15 protein-coding genes are annotated in these 14,211 nt (G+C 69.1%); 8 read left to right on the forward strand and 7 right to left on the reverse strand.

Annotation, left to right across the window (positions count from 1 at the left end; all coding sequences use genetic code 11):
- Positions 1-10 precede the first annotated feature (10 nt).
- Together KPL78_RS05295 and KPL78_RS05300 are read left to right on the forward strand one after the other, a co-directional pair.
- The gene (locus tag KPL78_RS05295; protein WP_219761880.1) at positions 11-712 is read left to right on the forward strand and encodes a GntR family transcriptional regulator; all 702 of its coding nucleotides are present in this window, start codon (positions 11-13) and stop codon (positions 710-712) included.
- Between the two features lie 101 nt (positions 713-813).
- Positions 814-1,785, forward strand: a complete 972-nt coding sequence (locus KPL78_RS05300; RefSeq protein ID WP_219761881.1) for a Bug family tripartite tricarboxylate transporter substrate binding protein — start codon at positions 814-816, stop codon at positions 1,783-1,785.
- Here KPL78_RS05300 and KPL78_RS05305 read toward each other — a convergent pair whose 3' ends face one another.
- Both KPL78_RS05305 and KPL78_RS05310 read right to left on the reverse strand, forming a co-directional pair.
- On the reverse strand, positions 1,786-2,922 hold the full coding sequence (locus tag KPL78_RS05305) for a CaiB/BaiF CoA transferase family protein (protein ID WP_219761882.1): 1,137 nt from the start codon (positions 2,920-2,922) through the stop codon (positions 1,786-1,788). It lies immediately after the preceding gene.
- Positions 2,919-3,896, reverse strand: a complete 978-nt coding sequence (locus KPL78_RS05310) for a Bug family tripartite tricarboxylate transporter substrate binding protein (RefSeq protein WP_219761883.1) — start codon at positions 3,894-3,896, stop codon at positions 2,919-2,921. The genes KPL78_RS05305 and KPL78_RS05310 overlap by 4 nt, the downstream gene beginning before the upstream one ends.
- 130 nt (positions 3,897-4,026) lie before the next feature.
- Here KPL78_RS05310 and KPL78_RS05315 point away from each other — a divergent pair, with 130 nt between their 5' ends.
- Positions 4,027-4,995, forward strand: coding sequence for a hydroxymethylglutaryl-CoA lyase (locus KPL78_RS05315; RefSeq protein ID WP_219761884.1), 969 nt, complete (start codon positions 4,027-4,029; stop codon positions 4,993-4,995).
- Here the strand turns inward: KPL78_RS05315 and KPL78_RS05320 are convergent, their stop codons facing one another.
- Positions 4,996-5,382 carry a c-type cytochrome gene (locus KPL78_RS05320; protein ID WP_219761885.1) on the reverse strand — a complete coding sequence of 129 codons (387 nt, stop codon included), beginning with the start codon at positions 5,380-5,382 and terminating at the stop codon, positions 4,996-4,998.
- 247 nt (positions 5,383-5,629) lie between these two features.
- On the opposite strand from KPL78_RS05320, the gene hemA reads away from it, so the two are divergent.
- Together hemA and KPL78_RS05330 are read left to right on the forward strand one after the other, a co-directional pair.
- Positions 5,630-6,841: a 5-aminolevulinate synthase gene (gene hemA, locus KPL78_RS05325; protein ID WP_219761886.1), complete on the forward strand. Its 1,212-nt coding sequence runs from the start codon at positions 5,630-5,632 to the stop codon at positions 6,839-6,841.
- 94 nt (positions 6,842-6,935) lie between these two features.
- Positions 6,936-7,490, forward strand: coding sequence for a TIGR00645 family protein (locus tag KPL78_RS05330; protein ID WP_219761887.1), 555 nt, complete (start codon positions 6,936-6,938; stop codon positions 7,488-7,490).
- A gap of 210 nt (positions 7,491-7,700) precedes the next feature.
- On the opposite strand, the gene KPL78_RS05335 is transcribed toward KPL78_RS05330, so the two are convergent.
- Both KPL78_RS05335 and KPL78_RS05340 read right to left on the reverse strand, forming a co-directional pair.
- Positions 7,701-8,495 carry a DUF2189 domain-containing protein gene (locus KPL78_RS05335; protein ID WP_219761888.1) on the reverse strand — a complete coding sequence of 265 codons (795 nt, stop codon included), beginning with the start codon at positions 8,493-8,495 and terminating at the stop codon, positions 7,701-7,703.
- 117 nt (positions 8,496-8,612) lie between these two features.
- Positions 8,613-10,235: a GMC family oxidoreductase gene (locus KPL78_RS05340; protein ID WP_219761889.1), complete on the reverse strand. Its 1,623-nt coding sequence runs from the start codon at positions 10,233-10,235 to the stop codon at positions 8,613-8,615.
- Positions 10,236-10,339: 104 nt separating this feature from the next.
- Between KPL78_RS05340 and KPL78_RS05345 the strand changes: the two genes are divergently transcribed.
- The 3 genes from KPL78_RS05345 to KPL78_RS05355 are packed head-to-tail and all read left to right on the forward strand — an operon-like array spanning position 10,340 to position 12,686.
- A complete protein-coding gene (locus KPL78_RS05345; RefSeq protein ID WP_219761890.1) occupies positions 10,340-11,056 on the forward strand; it encodes a PIG-L deacetylase family protein in 717 nt (238 codons plus the stop codon).
- Positions 11,053-11,889 (forward strand): alpha/beta fold hydrolase, encoded by an 837-nt coding sequence (locus KPL78_RS05350; protein WP_219761891.1) that lies wholly within the window; start codon positions 11,053-11,055, stop codon positions 11,887-11,889. Before KPL78_RS05345 ends, KPL78_RS05350 begins: the two co-directional genes overlap by 4 nt.
- Positions 11,886-12,686 carry a substrate-binding domain-containing protein gene (locus KPL78_RS05355; RefSeq protein WP_219761892.1) on the forward strand — a complete coding sequence of 267 codons (801 nt, stop codon included), beginning with the start codon at positions 11,886-11,888 and terminating at the stop codon, positions 12,684-12,686. The genes KPL78_RS05350 and KPL78_RS05355 overlap by 4 nt, the downstream gene beginning before the upstream one ends.
- 285 nt (positions 12,687-12,971) lie before the next feature.
- On the opposite strand, the gene rutD is transcribed toward KPL78_RS05355, so the two are convergent.
- On the reverse strand, positions 12,972-13,751 hold the full coding sequence (rutD, locus tag KPL78_RS05360) for a pyrimidine utilization protein D (protein ID WP_219761893.1): 780 nt from the start codon (positions 13,749-13,751) through the stop codon (positions 12,972-12,974).
- Complete coding sequence (rutC, locus tag KPL78_RS05365) at positions 13,748-14,134, reverse strand: pyrimidine utilization protein C (protein WP_219761894.1); 387 nt, start codon at positions 14,132-14,134, stop codon at positions 13,748-13,750. Before rutC ends, rutD begins: the two co-directional genes overlap by 4 nt.
- Positions 14,135-14,211 lie beyond the last annotated feature (77 nt).

Genomic DNA, 14,211 nt, shown 5'->3' on the forward strand with positions numbered 1-14,211 from the left:
CAATTTTACCATGACCCACGCCCCCTACCTCGATCTCCCCGAACCGGGCCCCGGCGCCCAGGCCGTCCATGCCTCGGTGCCGGCCTTCGTCGCCGCGCATCTGCGCGAGGCGATCCTGTCCGGCGCCATCGCGCCCGAGGCGCTGCTGCGCCAGGAAGACATCGCCGGGCGGCTCGGCGTCTCCCGCCCCCCGGTGCGCGAGGCGCTGCGCCAGCTCGAGGCCGAGGGCCTGGCGCAATCCCGCCCGCGGCGCGGCTATGTCGTCGCCGCCCTCGACCCCGCCGACATCGCCGAGATCTTCGAGATCCGCGCCCTGTTCGAGGAACGCATCGGCCAGGCCGCGGCGCGGCTCCGGACCGAGGCGGACCTCGCGGCGCTGGAGGTCGAGGTCGCGGCGATGGAAGCGCTGCCGGCAGGCACCCCGGAAGGCGGCCGCAGCTTCGGCGAACACAATCGCCGCTTTCACGACCGCATCCATGCGGCGAGCGGACGGCGTGTCATGGGGGAACTGCTCGGCGTGCTGGGCAACCGCGTGGAGCGCTACATCCGTCTGGGCGGGCAAATCGCCAACAGCCGGGGCCAGGTGAACCGCGAGCATCGCGACATCCTGGCGGCCCTGCGGGAAGGCGATGGCGACCGGCTTGGACTGCTGCTGCGGCTGCATGTTCATGATGCCGGCGCGCGGCTGCTGCGGTCGCTGCGGGCGCGCTGACGGTTGTAAATTGAATTCAAATCCGCTGCTATGCGGGCGAGGACGCTGCACGACCCTTCCGACCCGCCGGCAATGACCGGCCTTCCGCCGGAGCCGCCCGCATGCCCGTGACGACCCGCCGCCTCCTCCTCGGCATTCCCGCCGCCATCGCGCTGGCCCGGCCGGCGCTCGCCCAAGGCTTTCCGACCCGCCCGATCCGCGTGATCGTGCCCTTCGCACCGGGCGGGACGACCGACCTGATGACGCGGCTGGTCGCCGACAATCTCGGCGCCCCGCTGGGCCAGCAGGTGGTGGTGGAGAACCGGGCCGGGGCCTTCGGCGTGATCGGCGCGGATGCCGTCGCGAAGGCCGCGCCGGATGGCTACACGCTGCTGGCGGGGTCGCCCGGGCCGATGGCGGTGAACGGGCATGTCTATCGCAACCTGCCCTACGACCCGGCGCGCGACCTCTGCGGCGTCTGCATGGTCGCGAATATTCCATACGTCATGGCGGTGCCCGCCTCGCTCGGCATCACCAGCGTGCAGCAATTCCTCGACCGCGCCCGCGCGAACCCGGGCAGCCTGAACTTCGCGACCTCGGGCATGGCGTCCCGCCTGACGGTCGAGATGTTCCGGGCCATGGCCGGCGGGCTTGAACTGGAGATGGTGCAGTATCGCGGCGGCGCGCCGGCGCGGACGGATCTGCTCGCGGGGCGTATCCAGCTCGTCATCGAGCAGGTGCCCTCCTTCCTCGAGGATTTCCGCTCGGGGCGGCTCATCCCGCTCGCGGTGGGCACCAAGCGCCGCTTCGCCCTGCTGCCGGATGTGCCGACCATGGAGGAGGCCGGCCTGCCCGGCTACGAAGCCAATGCCTGGATGGGCTATGGCGCGCCCACCGGCACGCCGATCGAGATCCGCCGGCGCCTCGCGACGGAGATCGACCGCATCGTGAAGACGCGCGAGGTCCAGGAGCGTCTCGCTTCCTGGGGATCGGAACCGCTGGGCGGCACGCCCGAGGACATGGACCGCATGCTCGCCGAAGACCGCGAGCGCTGGGGCCGCGTGGTGCAGATGGCGAGGATCGAGAAGGAGTAGCTACTCCGCCGCCTTCGCCACCCGCGCATTGTGCTGGCCGAGCCGCGGCGCGGCGCTCTTCACCCTTGGGCGCTCGCCGTCGAAGGAGAGCGGCAGGGCGACCAGCGAGAAATCCTCGCCGGGCACGGTCTGCACCATCTCCAGCGCCTGGACCTGCGGTTCCTCCAGCACTTCGGGGATGGCGTTGACCGGGGCGCAGGGAATACCGGTGCGCTGGAGGCGTTGCAGCCAGTCGGCGCGGCTGCTGCCCTTCATGATCGCGGCGATCAGCGGCAGTAGCGTCTTCTGGTTCACCAGCCGCTGCCGGTTCTTCGCGAAGCGTTCATCCGTGACCCATTCCGGGTGGCCAAGCTCACCCGCGAAGCGCGCGAAGAGCCGGTCATTGCCGCAGCAGACCAGGATCGGCCCGTCCGCCGCATCGAAGGCCTGGTAGGGTACGAAGTTCGGATGGCCGGAGGCGTGGCGCTCCGTCATCTTCCCCGTGTTCACATAGCTGCTGATCTTCTGCCCGGCCCAGAGCAGCGCGGTTTCCAGCAGCGAGGTGTTCACCACCCCGCCGCGCCCGGTCCGGTGCCGCCGTTCCAGCAGCGCGAGCGCCCCCATGACGGTCCACATCCCCGTGCCCTGATCGACGACCGATGCCCCCATGCGCACGGGCGGCCCGCCCGGTTCGCCGGTGATCGACGACAGCCCGCCGAAGGCCTGCAGCAGCGGTTCGTAGCCGGGCCGCAGCTTCTCGGGCCCGACATGACCGAAGGCGCCCATGGCGCAGTAGATCAGGCGCGGATGGCGTGCCGTGACCTCCTCCGGTCCGATACCGAGGCTCTCGGCCACGCCGGGGCGGAGATTGTGAAGCATGATGTCCGCGGTCTCGAGCAGCGCATGCAGTGCCTCGACGCCCTCGGGCGATTTCAGGTCGAGCGTGACCGACTGCTTGCCGCGGTTGAATTCGTGGAAGTTCAGCGCGTCGCCATGGCGGAAGGCGGGACCCATCTGGCGGGCATCGTCGCCGCCCTCTGGCTTCTCGACCTTGATCACTTCGGCACCGAGATCGGCGAAGATCGCCCCGGCGAAGGGGCCGGACAGCACCTGGCCGAGCTCGACCACGCGCAGCCCTGCGAGGACACCCTCGGTCATTGCAGTTCGATCCCTGCCGCCGTCACCAGTCGCTTCCACTTGTCGATCTCCGCGGCCTGGAAATTGGCCAGGTCCTCGGGGCTGCCGGGGCGCAGCACCATGCCGTTCGCGGTCAGGCGTGCGGCGATGTCCGGCTTCGCCATGGCGGCGTTGATCAACTCGTTCATGCGCAGCACGATCGGCGCCGGCGTGCCGGCGGGCGCATAGACGGCATTCCAGGACAGCATCTCGTAGCCGGGGAAGCCCTGTTCCTCGACGGTCGGCACGTCGGGCAGCATCGCGACGCGCTGCCGGCTGGTCACGCCGATCGCCCGCACGCGGCCCTCGCGCGCATGCGGGGCCGAGGTCGTTGCATCGACGAACATGACCTGCGCGACGCCGCCGATGACATCGGTGATGCCGAGCGGGTTCGACCGGTAGGTGACGTTCACCATGTCCACATTCGCCATGGACTTGAACATCTCCCCCGCGACGCGGGAGGAAGCGGAGCCCGAGGCGAAGTTCAGCCGACCCGGATTGGCGCGCGCATAGGCGACGAGGTCCTGCATGGACCGGATCGGCAGGTCATTGTTCACCACAACCAGCAGCACGCCGACGCCGATGAGCGCGACGGGCGCGAAGTCGTTCACCGGGTCGTAGGGCAGGCGGCGGAACAGCGCCGGGTTCGACCCATGCGTGGTGTTGGCGGTGAAGAGGAAGGTGTAGCCATCCGGCCGCGACCGGGCCACGGCCTCGGAGGCGATGAAGCCGTTCGCGCCGCCACGATTGTCCACCACGATGGGCTGGCCGAGGTCCGCCGCGATCGGTTCGGTCAGCAGCCGCGTGGTGACGTCGGTGCCGCTGCCCGCGGGAAAGGCGACGATGGCGCGGATCGGGCGGTCGGGCCAGGCGCCCTGGGCCGCGGCGAGACGGGGCAGGGCAGGGGCGGCGGCAAGCGCGGACAGGGCCGCACGCCGACCGATCGGTCGGGTCATGGATGCATCCTCCGTTCGGGCGCCCTCTGGCGGGGGCCGGGCCACGACCGCATACTCGGCCGCACAGCAACAGCGTCCATGCCGTGGCCGTGCCCGTCAATCGGCCCGAAGGCATGGCAGGGGAAACGCCATGTCCGACCTGCCGAAGCACGTGCATTTTCACGAGGAAGGTCCGCGCGAGGGCTTCCAGATCGAGCGCGGCGGCTTTTCCCTGGCCGATCGGGCGGCGCTGGTTGATGCCCTGTCGGAGACGGGGCTGGAGGAGATCCAGGTCACCTCCTTCGTCTCCCCCAAGGCCGTGCCGCAGATGGCGGATGCCGAGGCGCTGTTCGCCGCCATCCGCCGCAAGCCGGGGGTGCGCTATGACGCGGTCTGGCTGAACGAGCGTGGCTACGACCGCGCCCGCGCCTGCCCCGGTGTGGATATCGGTGGGCGCATCGCGCTCTATGCCTCGGATGCCTTCGCGCTGCGCAACAACAACTGCACGGCGGCGGTGATGCGGGAGCGGGTGAATGCCTGGCTCGACCGCTACGAGGCCGATGGCGTGCCGATCGAACGCGCCCTGGTCATGGCTGCCTTCGGCTGCAATTTCGAGGGCGAGATCCCGCCCGAGCGCGCCGTGGGAGAGTTGGTCTGGGCGTACCGCGTCTGTCGGGACCGCGGCCTCGCGCTGCCACGGCTCTACTTGGCGGACACCATGGGCTGGGCCAATCCGCAGGCGATCCGCCGCGCCGTCGGCCTGCTGCGCGACGCGCTGCCCGAGGCCGAGATCGGCCTGCACCTGCACGACACGCGCGGCCTCGGCGCCGCCAATGTCCTGGCGGCGCTGGAGATGGGCATCAGCCATTTCGATAGCGCGGTGGCCGGGCTCGGCGGCTGTCCCTTCGCCGGGCATGGCGACAGCAGGGGCGCGGGGAACATCTGCACCGAGGACATGGTGTTCCTGTGCCACGAGATGGGCATCGGGACGGGGATCGACCTCGAAGCCCTGGTCGAGGCGGCGCGCCTCGCCGAGCGCATCATCGGCCGGCCGCTCGCCGGCCGGCTGATGCATGCGGGCACGCTCGCCGCCTATCGCGGGCGGCGCGCCGCGGCGTGACTACTTCAGCGTCGCGAGGTAGGCGATCAGGTCGTTGATCTGCGTCTCGTTGCGGATGCCGGGGAAGGACATGCTGCCGCGCGGGATGACGGATTTCGGGTTGTGGATGTAGGCGCGCAGGCGGTCCTCGTTCCATTCCAACCCGCCTTCGGCGAGTTCGCGGAGATTGGCGGAGTAGCGGAAGCCTTCGATGGAGCCGGCCTTGCGGCCGACGATGCCGAACAGGTTCGGACCGACGCCGTTGCGGCCGCCCTGGTCGGCCGTGTGGCAGGCGCGGCACTGGTTGAAGACGCGCTGGCCGGCTTCGGCATTGCCTTCCTCGGCGAACGCCATCCCCGGTATCGCCGCGCCCATGGCCAGCACCGCCGTCAGCATCATCCGTCGCATCCGCAGATCCTTCCCCTTTGGTTCGTCGGGCCTCCGGCCCGGTGATGCATGGATTGTGCCGAAGTGCGGCGCTTTGCGATATGGCAAGGCGGGGTGGGGCAGCATGGCCGATGTTGTCTTGAGCCTGCCGCGCAAGGGGCTTATGGGCGGATGTGCGGCTTGATGCGCGTCAAGGCGCGGGACGCCGGTCCGGGCCATGAGGCCGGATGCGGCGCCCTGCGGCCCCGCCCCGCCGCGGAGGTACGCGATGGACTATGAGGCCTTTTTCCGTTCCGAGCTCGACACGCTGCAGCGTGAGGGACGGTATCGCGTCTTCGCCGACATCGAACGCCAGGCCGGGCGCTACCCGCACGCCATCCGCCATGATGCGGGCACGGCCCGTGAGGTCACCGTCTGGTGCTCCAACGACTATCTCGGCATGGGGCAGCATCCGAAGGTGCTGGCCGCGATGCATGCCGCGCTCGATCGCCACGGGGCGGGCGCAGGTGGCACGCGCAACATCTCCGGCACCAATCATGAGCATGTCCTGCTGGAACGCGCGCTCGCCGACCTGCACGGGACGGAATCCGCGCTGCTGTTCAATTCCGGCTACATGTCGAACTGGGCGTCGTTGTCGACGCTCGCCTCGCGCATCCCGGGCTGCGTCATCGTCTCGGACGAGATGAACCATGCTTCGATGATCGAGGGCATGCGCCATTCCAAGGCCCACCGGCACCTGTTCCGCCACAACGACGTCGCCGACCTGCGGCGCGTCCTGGCCGAATTGCCGCGCGAGACGCCGAAGCTGGTCGCCTTCGAGAGCGTCTATTCCATGGATGGCGACATCGCCCCGATTGCGGATATCTGCGACGTGGCCGACGCGTTCGGCGCCATGACCTATTGCGACGAGGTGCATGGCGTCGGCCTCTACGGCCCGACCGGCGGCGGGGTGACGGAACGCGACGGCGTGGCGCATCGCCTGACGGTCATCGAGGGCACGCTTGCCAAGGCTTTTGGCGTGATCGGCGGCTACATCGCCGGGTCTGCGGCGATGGTGGATTTCGTGCGGTCCTATGCCTCGGGCTTCATCTTCTCGACCGCGCTGCCGCCGGCGATCGCGGCGGGGGCGCGGGCGGCGATCGAGCATCTGCGGGACAGCCGCGCCGAACGCGACCGGCTGCACGAGCGCGCGGCGACGCTGCGGCGGCGGCTGGACGCGATCGCCGTGCCGCATCTGCCGAATCCGAGCCACATCGTGCCGGTCATGGTCTACGACCCGGTGCTGTGCAAGACGATCAGCGACATCCTGCTGGACGAGCACGGCATCTACGTCCAGCCGATCAACTATCCGACCGTGCCGCGCGGCACCGAACGCCTGCGCATCACGCCATCCCCGGTGCACAGCGACGCCGACATGGATCGGCTGGTGGCCGCGCTGGAACAGGTCTGGGCGCGGTTCAGCCTGAAGCGCGCCGCCTGAACGGGGTAGCCCGCCGCAGCGGCCGACTTCAGATTACCATGGAGTAACGTGCCGGGATTCGTGCTATCGCGCCGCCGCCTCATCAGGAGACGGCATGCCCATGCAGCGTGAAGCCCTCGCAACATCTCCGGTCCGGCTGGGCCTTGTTGCCCAGCTCATCTTCGGGTCGCGCTGGCTGCAGTTTCCTCTCTATGTCGGACTGATCGTCGCGCAGGCGGTCTATGTGTTCCTGTTCCTCAAGGAGCTCTGGCACCTCGTCGCCCATGCCGGAGACTTCTCGGAACAGCAGATCATGCTGGTGGTGCTCGGGCTGATAGACGTGGTGATGATCTCGAACCTGCTGGTGATGGTCATCGTCGGCGGCTACGAGACCTTCGTCTCCCGCCTGCGGCTGCAGGGGCATCCGGACCAGCCGGAATGGCTGAGCCACGTGAATGCCGGCGTGCTGAAGGTGAAGCTGGCGATGGCGATCATCGGCATCTCCTCGATCCACCTGCTGCGCACCTTCATCGAGGCAAGTCGGATCGGCCTGCCGAACGCCTCCGTCACGGCGGAATCGGTGATGTGGCAGACCATCATCCACATGGCCTTCATCGTCTCGGCCATTGGCATTGCCTATGTGGACCGGCTGACCCAGGCCAAGCACTGATACCCAACGGCCCTGTTCGGGCCGCCGGTATGCGCCTTTTTCGTGCCCTCAGACGCCGGTCGCTAACTTTCGGTCTGCCTGGCGTCGTGCCGAAGGCACGTCTCCGGCGTAGCGCCGGCGGGCCGCATTCGCGGCCCCGGCTCTTCGGGCCGCAGATCGGAACTTGGTTGCCCCCGGTATGAGCCTGCCGGCCGCTTCGAGGCACTTGGCCTAGGGTGCCTCGAGCAGCCTGCGATACAGGTGCCAGGTGGCGTGCCCCAGGATGGGCATGACCACCGCCAGCCCAACGAAAAGCGGCAGACAGCCCAGCACGAAGCCCGCCAGCACCATCAGTCCCCAGGCCAGCATGGTGCCGGGGTTTGCCATCACGGCACGGAGCGAGGTTGCGACCGCCTCACCGACCCCGGCCTGGCGGTCCAGCATCAGCGGGAAGGCGACGACCGAGATCGCCAGCACCACCGCCGCGAAGACCAGCCCGACCGCATTGCCGGCCAGGATCATCCAGCGCCCTTCCGGCGTGTCGATCACGTCGCGCAGCAGGGCGCCGAGGCTCGCATGGCGCATGGCGGGGAAGGCAGCGTCGTAGATCGCCTGGGCTACCAGCAGCCAGGCGACGAAGATGCCCACCAACACCATGCCGAGGGCGAGCACGGAGAGGATGGCCGGCGAGCGCAGCACCTTGATGGCGTCGAGCCAGCTCGTCGCCTCGCCGGCCTCCCGCCGGCGGCTGATCTCGTACAGGCCGATCGCGCCGACAGGCCCGAGCAGGGCGAAACCCATCACCAGCGGATAGATCAGGTGAAAGGCGTTGCCGCCCCACGCGAGCCGCGCAGCCAGCAGCCCGACCACCGGATAGATCAGGGCGAGGAAGACGAGCTGCGTCGGGGTGGCGAGGAAATCGTCGACGCCGCGGGACAGCGCCTCCCGCAGATCGGCGAGGCCGATGCGGCGGATGGCGGGCGGCGCCTGCGCGCCAGCGCCGTGATGGGCGATGGAATGGGCCATGTGGGTCCTCCCTGACCTTGGCGGCCCGGAGACCTTCGCCGGCAGGCACCTGGCGGGCCTCCGTCCGGCTGGGAAGATGGGACGCCAGGCGCATGGCCCGGCATCAAGTCCCCGTGATCAGGCCGCGAGCGGCGGCCGGCCGCGGATGAAATCCGATCCGCGCTCGGCGATCATCATCGTCGTGGCGTAGGTGTTCGACGAGGTCATGGACGGCATGACCGAGGCATCGATCACCCGCAGCGCCTCCAGCCCATGCACCTGGAGCCGGTCGTTCACCACGGCGGTGGTGTCCGTCTCCGGCCCCATCCGGCAGGTGCCGATCAGGTGATAGGTGGTCGAGCCGTTGCGATAGGCGAAGTCGAGCAGCTCATCGTCGCTCTGCGTGTTCACGCCGGGCAGGACTTCGGCGGCCAGCAGGCGCTGCATGGGCGCGGTGTTCAGCAGGCGGCGGATCAGCCGGATGCCGCCGAGATGGACGCGGCGATCCATCTCGTTGCTCAGGTAGTTCGGCTGGATCTCGGGATCGTCGAAGACATCGGCGGTCTTGGCGCGGACCCAACCGATGCTCTCCGGGCGATGCTGCCAGGCGCCTGCCGTGCAGCCGGGATAGTCGTCGAGGACATAGACCTTGCCCTCGGCATAGGAGCCCGGGGTGAAGACGCCCTGCAGGTCAGGCTCGTCCAGCCCTTCGAAGGACTTCCAGAAGATGTGCACATGGGACGGTGCGGTCGCGAGGATCGACGGCTTGCCCGCCGCCCAGCGTGCCACTTGCTTCACCAGGTTGAAGCCCTTGGCGAGCTGGTTCAGCGTCTCCACGCCATCCTTCGCGCGCATGACGATGCGCGAGGCATAGTGGTCGCGGAAATTCTCGCCCACCGGCAATTCGTGGAAGACCGGTACGCCGATGCGCGCCAGCGTCGAGGCCGGCCCGATGCCCGAGACTTGCAGCAGCCGCGCGGTATTCGCTGTGCCGGCCGAGACGATCACCTCGCGCCGCGCGCGCACCTCGACCGGCGTGCCGCCGCGTTCCGTGAGGTAGCGGACGCCGACCGCGCGCTTGCCCTCGAAGACGATACCGCAGGCGCGCGCATTGGTGCGGACCTCGAGTTCCTTGCGCGCCATGGCGGGCTTGAGGAAGGCGCGCGCCGCGGAGACGCGCCAGCCCTTCTGGATGCCGCGCTGGAAGTAGCCGACGCCCGCCTGGTCTCCGGAATTGTAGTCCGGGTTCCGCGGCAGGCCGGCCTCGACGCAGCCCTCGATGAAGGCTTCCGACAGCGGATGGATCCAGTCCATGTCGGTGACGGGCAGCGACCCGCCCTTGCCGCGCCGGTCGTCGCGGCCGAAGCCGATGCGCTTCTCGGTGCGCATGTAGTAGGGCAGGCAGTCGTCATAGCCCCAGCCGCGATTACCGCGCTGCGCCCAGGAATTCAGGTCGCCCGGCTGGCCGCGGTTGTAGATCATGCCGTTGACGGAAGAAGACCCGCCCAGCGTGCGGCCCTGCGTCGTCGCGATGGCGCGCCCGCCGGTGCGTTCGGTCGGCGCCGTCTTGAACTGCCAGGTCACGGACGGATCGACCAGCGTCTTGATGAAGCCCGCCGGGATGTGAATCCATGGATTGCTGTCGGGTGGGCCGGCTTCCAGGACGCAGACGGTGACACCCGGATCCTCGGTCAGGCGCGCGGCGAGGATCGATCCGGCGGCACCGGCGCCGACGATGACGTAGTCGAAGGTGTCGGCCATGGCGGGCGGACGGCTCCTGTGGTTTTCTCCCGGCCCAGCCTAGGCGGCCACGCGGTGCGCCGCCAGACTGTGGCTCGGTATCCGCCTATCCCCGGAGGGAATGCATGTCCAAGACCGCTCTCGTCGTCAGCGCCCATTCGGCCGATTTCGTCTGGCGCTGCGGCGGCGCCATCGCGCTGCACGCCGAGCAGGGCTTCAAGGTCACGGTGATCTGCCTGTCCTATGGCGAGCGCGGCGAATCGGCGAAGCTGTGGCGCGTGCCGGGCATGACGCTGGATCGCGTGAAGGCGGGGCGCGAGGCGGAAGCGAAGAAGGCCGCCGAGGTGCTCGGCGTGCACGACATCCAGTTCTGGGACCTCGGCGACTATCCGATCGACCTGACCAAGGACGCCTTCTTCCGCCTGGTCGATGTCTATCGCGACATCCACCCCGCCTTCATGCTGACCCACAGCAAGGAGGACATCTACAACCACGACCACCCGGCGGTGACCGACTTCGCGCAGCATGCGCGCATCACGGCCCAGGCGCATGGGCACAATCCGGGGCAGAAGGTGCTGGGTGCGCCGCCGGTCTTCCTGTTCGAGCCGCACCAGCCGGAACAGTGCAACTGGAAGCCCGACATGCTGCTCGACATCGGCAGCGTCTGGACGAAGAAGCGCGCGGCGATCGAGTGCATGGAGGGGCAGGAGCACCTCTGGGAATACTACACCCGCGTCGCGCAGCAGCGGGGCGCGCAGGCGGCGCGCAACTCCGACAAGAAGATCACCTGGGGCGAGGGCTTCCAGTCCGTCTTCCCGCATGTCGTGGAGAGCCTCGCGTGAGCTTCGCCGCGCCGCCGCGCCGCGCCGGCTGGATCGAGCGCCCCGATGCGCGCATCCGCTATGAGGTGACGGGGTCCGGCCCCGCCATCGTCTTCGCGCATGGGCTCGGGGGCTGTCTGTTCTCCTGGTGGCAGCAGGTGGCGCATTTCGCGACGCGCTACACCTGCGTCGCCTTCTCGCATCGTGGCTTCTTTCCTTCCACCGCGCCGGCGGGCGGCCCCGATCCGGCGGAGTACGCCGGCGATGTCGCGGCGCTGGTGGATGAGCTGAAGCTCGGCGACATCCGCATGGTCTGCCAGTCGATGGGCGGCTGGTCTGGCGTGGAATATGCGCTGCTGCGCCCGGGCCGGGTGAAGGCGCTGGTGCTGGCGGCGACGACGGGCACGCTCGACCCGCGCCAGATGCGCGAGCCGGAACGCGGCCGGCTCGCGGCCTGGAGCAAGGAGAGTGCCGAGATCCGGTCGGATCTGCTGACGCGCAACATCCTGCCCGCGACCGGTGCCCGCATGGCCGAGGAACAACCGGCACTGTTCCACATCTATACCCAGATCAACGGCCTGACGCAGGGCTTCGATCGGGAGGCCGTGCGCGCCAGGCTGCACGCCACGCGCAACCGGCCGCCCGAGGCCTTCGCGGCCGCGCAGACCCCGACGCTGTTCGTGGCGTCGGAAGAAGATGTGGTCGCGACTCCCTTCGCGCCTCAAGCCATGGCGCCGGCAATCCCCGGCGCCCGCGTCGCGTCGCTGCCCAAGGCCGGGCATTCCGGTCACTTCGAACGCGCCGCGACCTTCAACACGCTGGTCGAGGACTTCTTCGCCGAGGTCGGCGCATGACCCGGCGCGCCCTGACGGCTGCCTTCGGCGACTATCCGCACACCGCCGCGCTGCCGGCGTCCGATCTGATCCAGCTTGACCGCATCCCGGTGACGCCGATCAGCAAGGCCTTCGCGCCGATGGTGCGGGAACTGCGCTACGACGTGTCGGAGATGGCCATCGCCACCTTCCTGATGGCGAAGGAAGCGGGCGTGCCCATCACCCTGTTGCCGGTGGTGATGGCCAGGCGTTTCCAGGAAGGCGCGCTGCTGTGCCGTGCCGACCGGGGTATCCGGGGCCCCATCGATCTGCCTGGCATGCGCGTCGGCGTGCGTGCCTATAGCCAGACCACCGGCATGTGGATCCGCGGCGTGCTGTCCGACAGCTTCGGCATCACGCCCGACGCCATCGCCTGGACGACCTTCGAGGACGCCCACGTCCCGAGCTTCCGCGACCCCGCCTTCTGCTCGCGGGCGCCGGCCGGGTCCGACATGACGGCGATGCTGCGCGAGGGTGCGCTCGATGCGGCGATCTTCGGCAACGACCTGCCCGAGGGCTTCGTGCCGGTCTTCCCCGATGTCGCCGCCGCCGCGCGCGACTTCGAGGCGCGCTACGGCTTCGAGCCGGTGAACCATATGCTGGTGGTGCGGTCCGAACTGGCGCGCGATGCCACGCTGGCGGCGGAACTGCTGCGGATCTTCGGCGCGGTGGCGACGACGCGGGAGGCGCTGGACCCGGCGATCGCGCTGGCCGGGCGCTGGTGCGCGGCGCAGGGGCTGATCGCACGACCGCTGACGGCAGAAGAGGTCTGGGCCTGAGACTGTGGAACCGAGAGGGGCTTTGCCCCTCTCGGGCTCTCCCCACCAAAGGCCGAAGGGCCTTTGGAAACCTCAACTTGGCACCGGGCCCTTCGGGCAGAATGGCGCCGAGATCCGCTCTTGTGCTCGTCGGGTATTTGGAGGGGGCGGCACGGCCGTCGCGCCCAGCGCCAATAGATTGCGTTCCAAGTGCTCCAAGCACTTGGCAGGGTGGTTTGGAGGGGCGGCGCCCCTCCAATGACCCTACTGCCGCGGCAATTCCCCCGTTCAGCCGATCTTCCCTGACTACCGATCGCCCCCGGTCCGCAGCAGGAAGTTCAGCAGCACGGGGTTGAAGCGCTCCGGCTGCTCGACGGTGAAGGCGTGGCCGCCTTCCGGCGTCAGCCAGAATTCGGCGTTCGGCAAGGCGTCCGCCAACACCTGCGACGCGGTCCACGGCACCAGCAGATCGTCGCGCGAGGCCGCCACCAGCACCGGCGCGGTGATGCGCGCCAGGTCGGGCCGCGCATCGAAGGCACGCAGCGCGCCGATGCGCTTCAGCAGCGTCTCTGCCCCCTGGAAATGCGCGGTGCCATGCGCGATTTCGGCGGTGATGCGATCATGGTTCGCGGACAGGAAGGGCGCGGTGTGCAGAAACAGCGGCTGGGCGGCGACATAGGCCGCCGGACCCTGCGCGTTCAGGATGCCGATGCGGATGTCGAAGCAGCGCTCCGAATGACGATCGACCTTCGCCCAGGCATTCACCGCGACCAGGCGATCCAGTCGCGTGGGATGCCGCCGGGCAAGTTCCAACCCTACCAACCCGCCCAGCGCATGGCCCAGCAGATGGGCCCGCGCGATGCCGGCGGCGTCCAGCACCTCGATCACATCGTCGGCCATGTGGGCGATGCTGTAGTCGTCGGGCAGCGGGCCGGCATTGGCACCCGTGCCGCGATGATCGAAGGCGACGACGCGGAAGTGCTCCTCCAGCGCCGCGCGCTGCGGCGCCCAGAAGGCCGCCGCGCCGCCGAGACCCGCCGAGAGGACGATCGCGGTCTCGCCCGAGCCGCTGACGGTGAACTTCACGTCGCGATATGGGCGACGGTGGCGATCTCGACCAGCGCCTCGGGCTTCACCAGGCCGCACTGGATGCAGTAGCGCGCCGGCTTGTCGCCCGGGAAATACTCCGCATAGACGCTGTTGAGCGGCGCGTAGTTCGCCCAGTCGGTCAGGAATATGTGGTTCATCACCACATCGGCCATGGTGCCGCCGGCGGCCTCGACCACCGCCTTGATGCTTTCCAGCACGTGGCGCGTCTGGGCGGCGGCATCGCCCGGGTGGACGACGTTGTTCGTGGCATCAAGCGGCAGCGTGCCCGCGACATAGAGCACGCCATCCGCAATGGCGCCGGGGGAATAGGGCGCGAGCGGCGTGCCGGATCCCGCGGGGATGACAGGCTTGAAGGGCATGGATGCGTCCTTGGCTGTGCCGCCTGGGGGCAAGCAAGCGGCACGCCAGGACTGAGACGGTTTGAAAGATCCAACAT

It is taken from the genome of Roseomonas alba (assembly GCF_019430885.1).
In the GTDB taxonomy this organism is placed as follows: domain Bacteria; phylum Pseudomonadota; class Alphaproteobacteria; order Acetobacterales; family Acetobacteraceae; genus Neoroseomonas; species Neoroseomonas alba.

Coding starts and splice junctions, on each gene's coding strand:
- KPL78_RS05310 (WP_219761883.1), bottom strand. CDS start 3,896: ATGACCCGACCGATCGGTCGGCGTGCGGCCCTGTCCGCGCTTGCCGCC.
- rutC (WP_219761894.1), bottom strand. CDS start 14,134: ATGCCCTTCAAGCCTGTCATCCCCGCGGGATCCGGCACGCCGCTCGCG.
- KPL78_RS05355 (WP_219761892.1), top strand. CDS start 11,886: ATGACCCGGCGCGCCCTGACGGCTGCCTTCGGCGACTATCCGCACACC.
- KPL78_RS05320 (WP_219761885.1), bottom strand. CDS start 5,382: ATGCGACGGATGATGCTGACGGCGGTGCTGGCCATGGGCGCGGCGATA.
- KPL78_RS05335 (WP_219761888.1), bottom strand. CDS start 8,495: ATGGCCCATTCCATCGCCCATCACGGCGCTGGCGCGCAGGCGCCGCCC.
- KPL78_RS05300 (WP_219761881.1), top strand. CDS start 814: ATGCCCGTGACGACCCGCCGCCTCCTCCTCGGCATTCCCGCCGCCATC.
- hemA (WP_219761886.1), top strand. CDS start 5,630: ATGGACTATGAGGCCTTTTTCCGTTCCGAGCTCGACACGCTGCAGCGT.
- KPL78_RS05345 (WP_219761890.1), top strand. CDS start 10,340: ATGTCCAAGACCGCTCTCGTCGTCAGCGCCCATTCGGCCGATTTCGTC.
- KPL78_RS05295 (WP_219761880.1), top strand. CDS start 11: ATGACCCACGCCCCCTACCTCGATCTCCCCGAACCGGGCCCCGGCGCC.
- KPL78_RS05340 (WP_219761889.1), bottom strand. CDS start 10,235: ATGGCCGACACCTTCGACTACGTCATCGTCGGCGCCGGTGCCGCCGGA.
- KPL78_RS05315 (WP_219761884.1), top strand. CDS start 4,027: ATGTCCGACCTGCCGAAGCACGTGCATTTTCACGAGGAAGGTCCGCGC.
- KPL78_RS05330 (WP_219761887.1), top strand. CDS start 6,936: ATGCCCATGCAGCGTGAAGCCCTCGCAACATCTCCGGTCCGGCTGGGC.
- KPL78_RS05305 (WP_219761882.1), bottom strand. CDS start 2,922: ATGACCGAGGGTGTCCTCGCAGGGCTGCGCGTGGTCGAGCTCGGCCAG.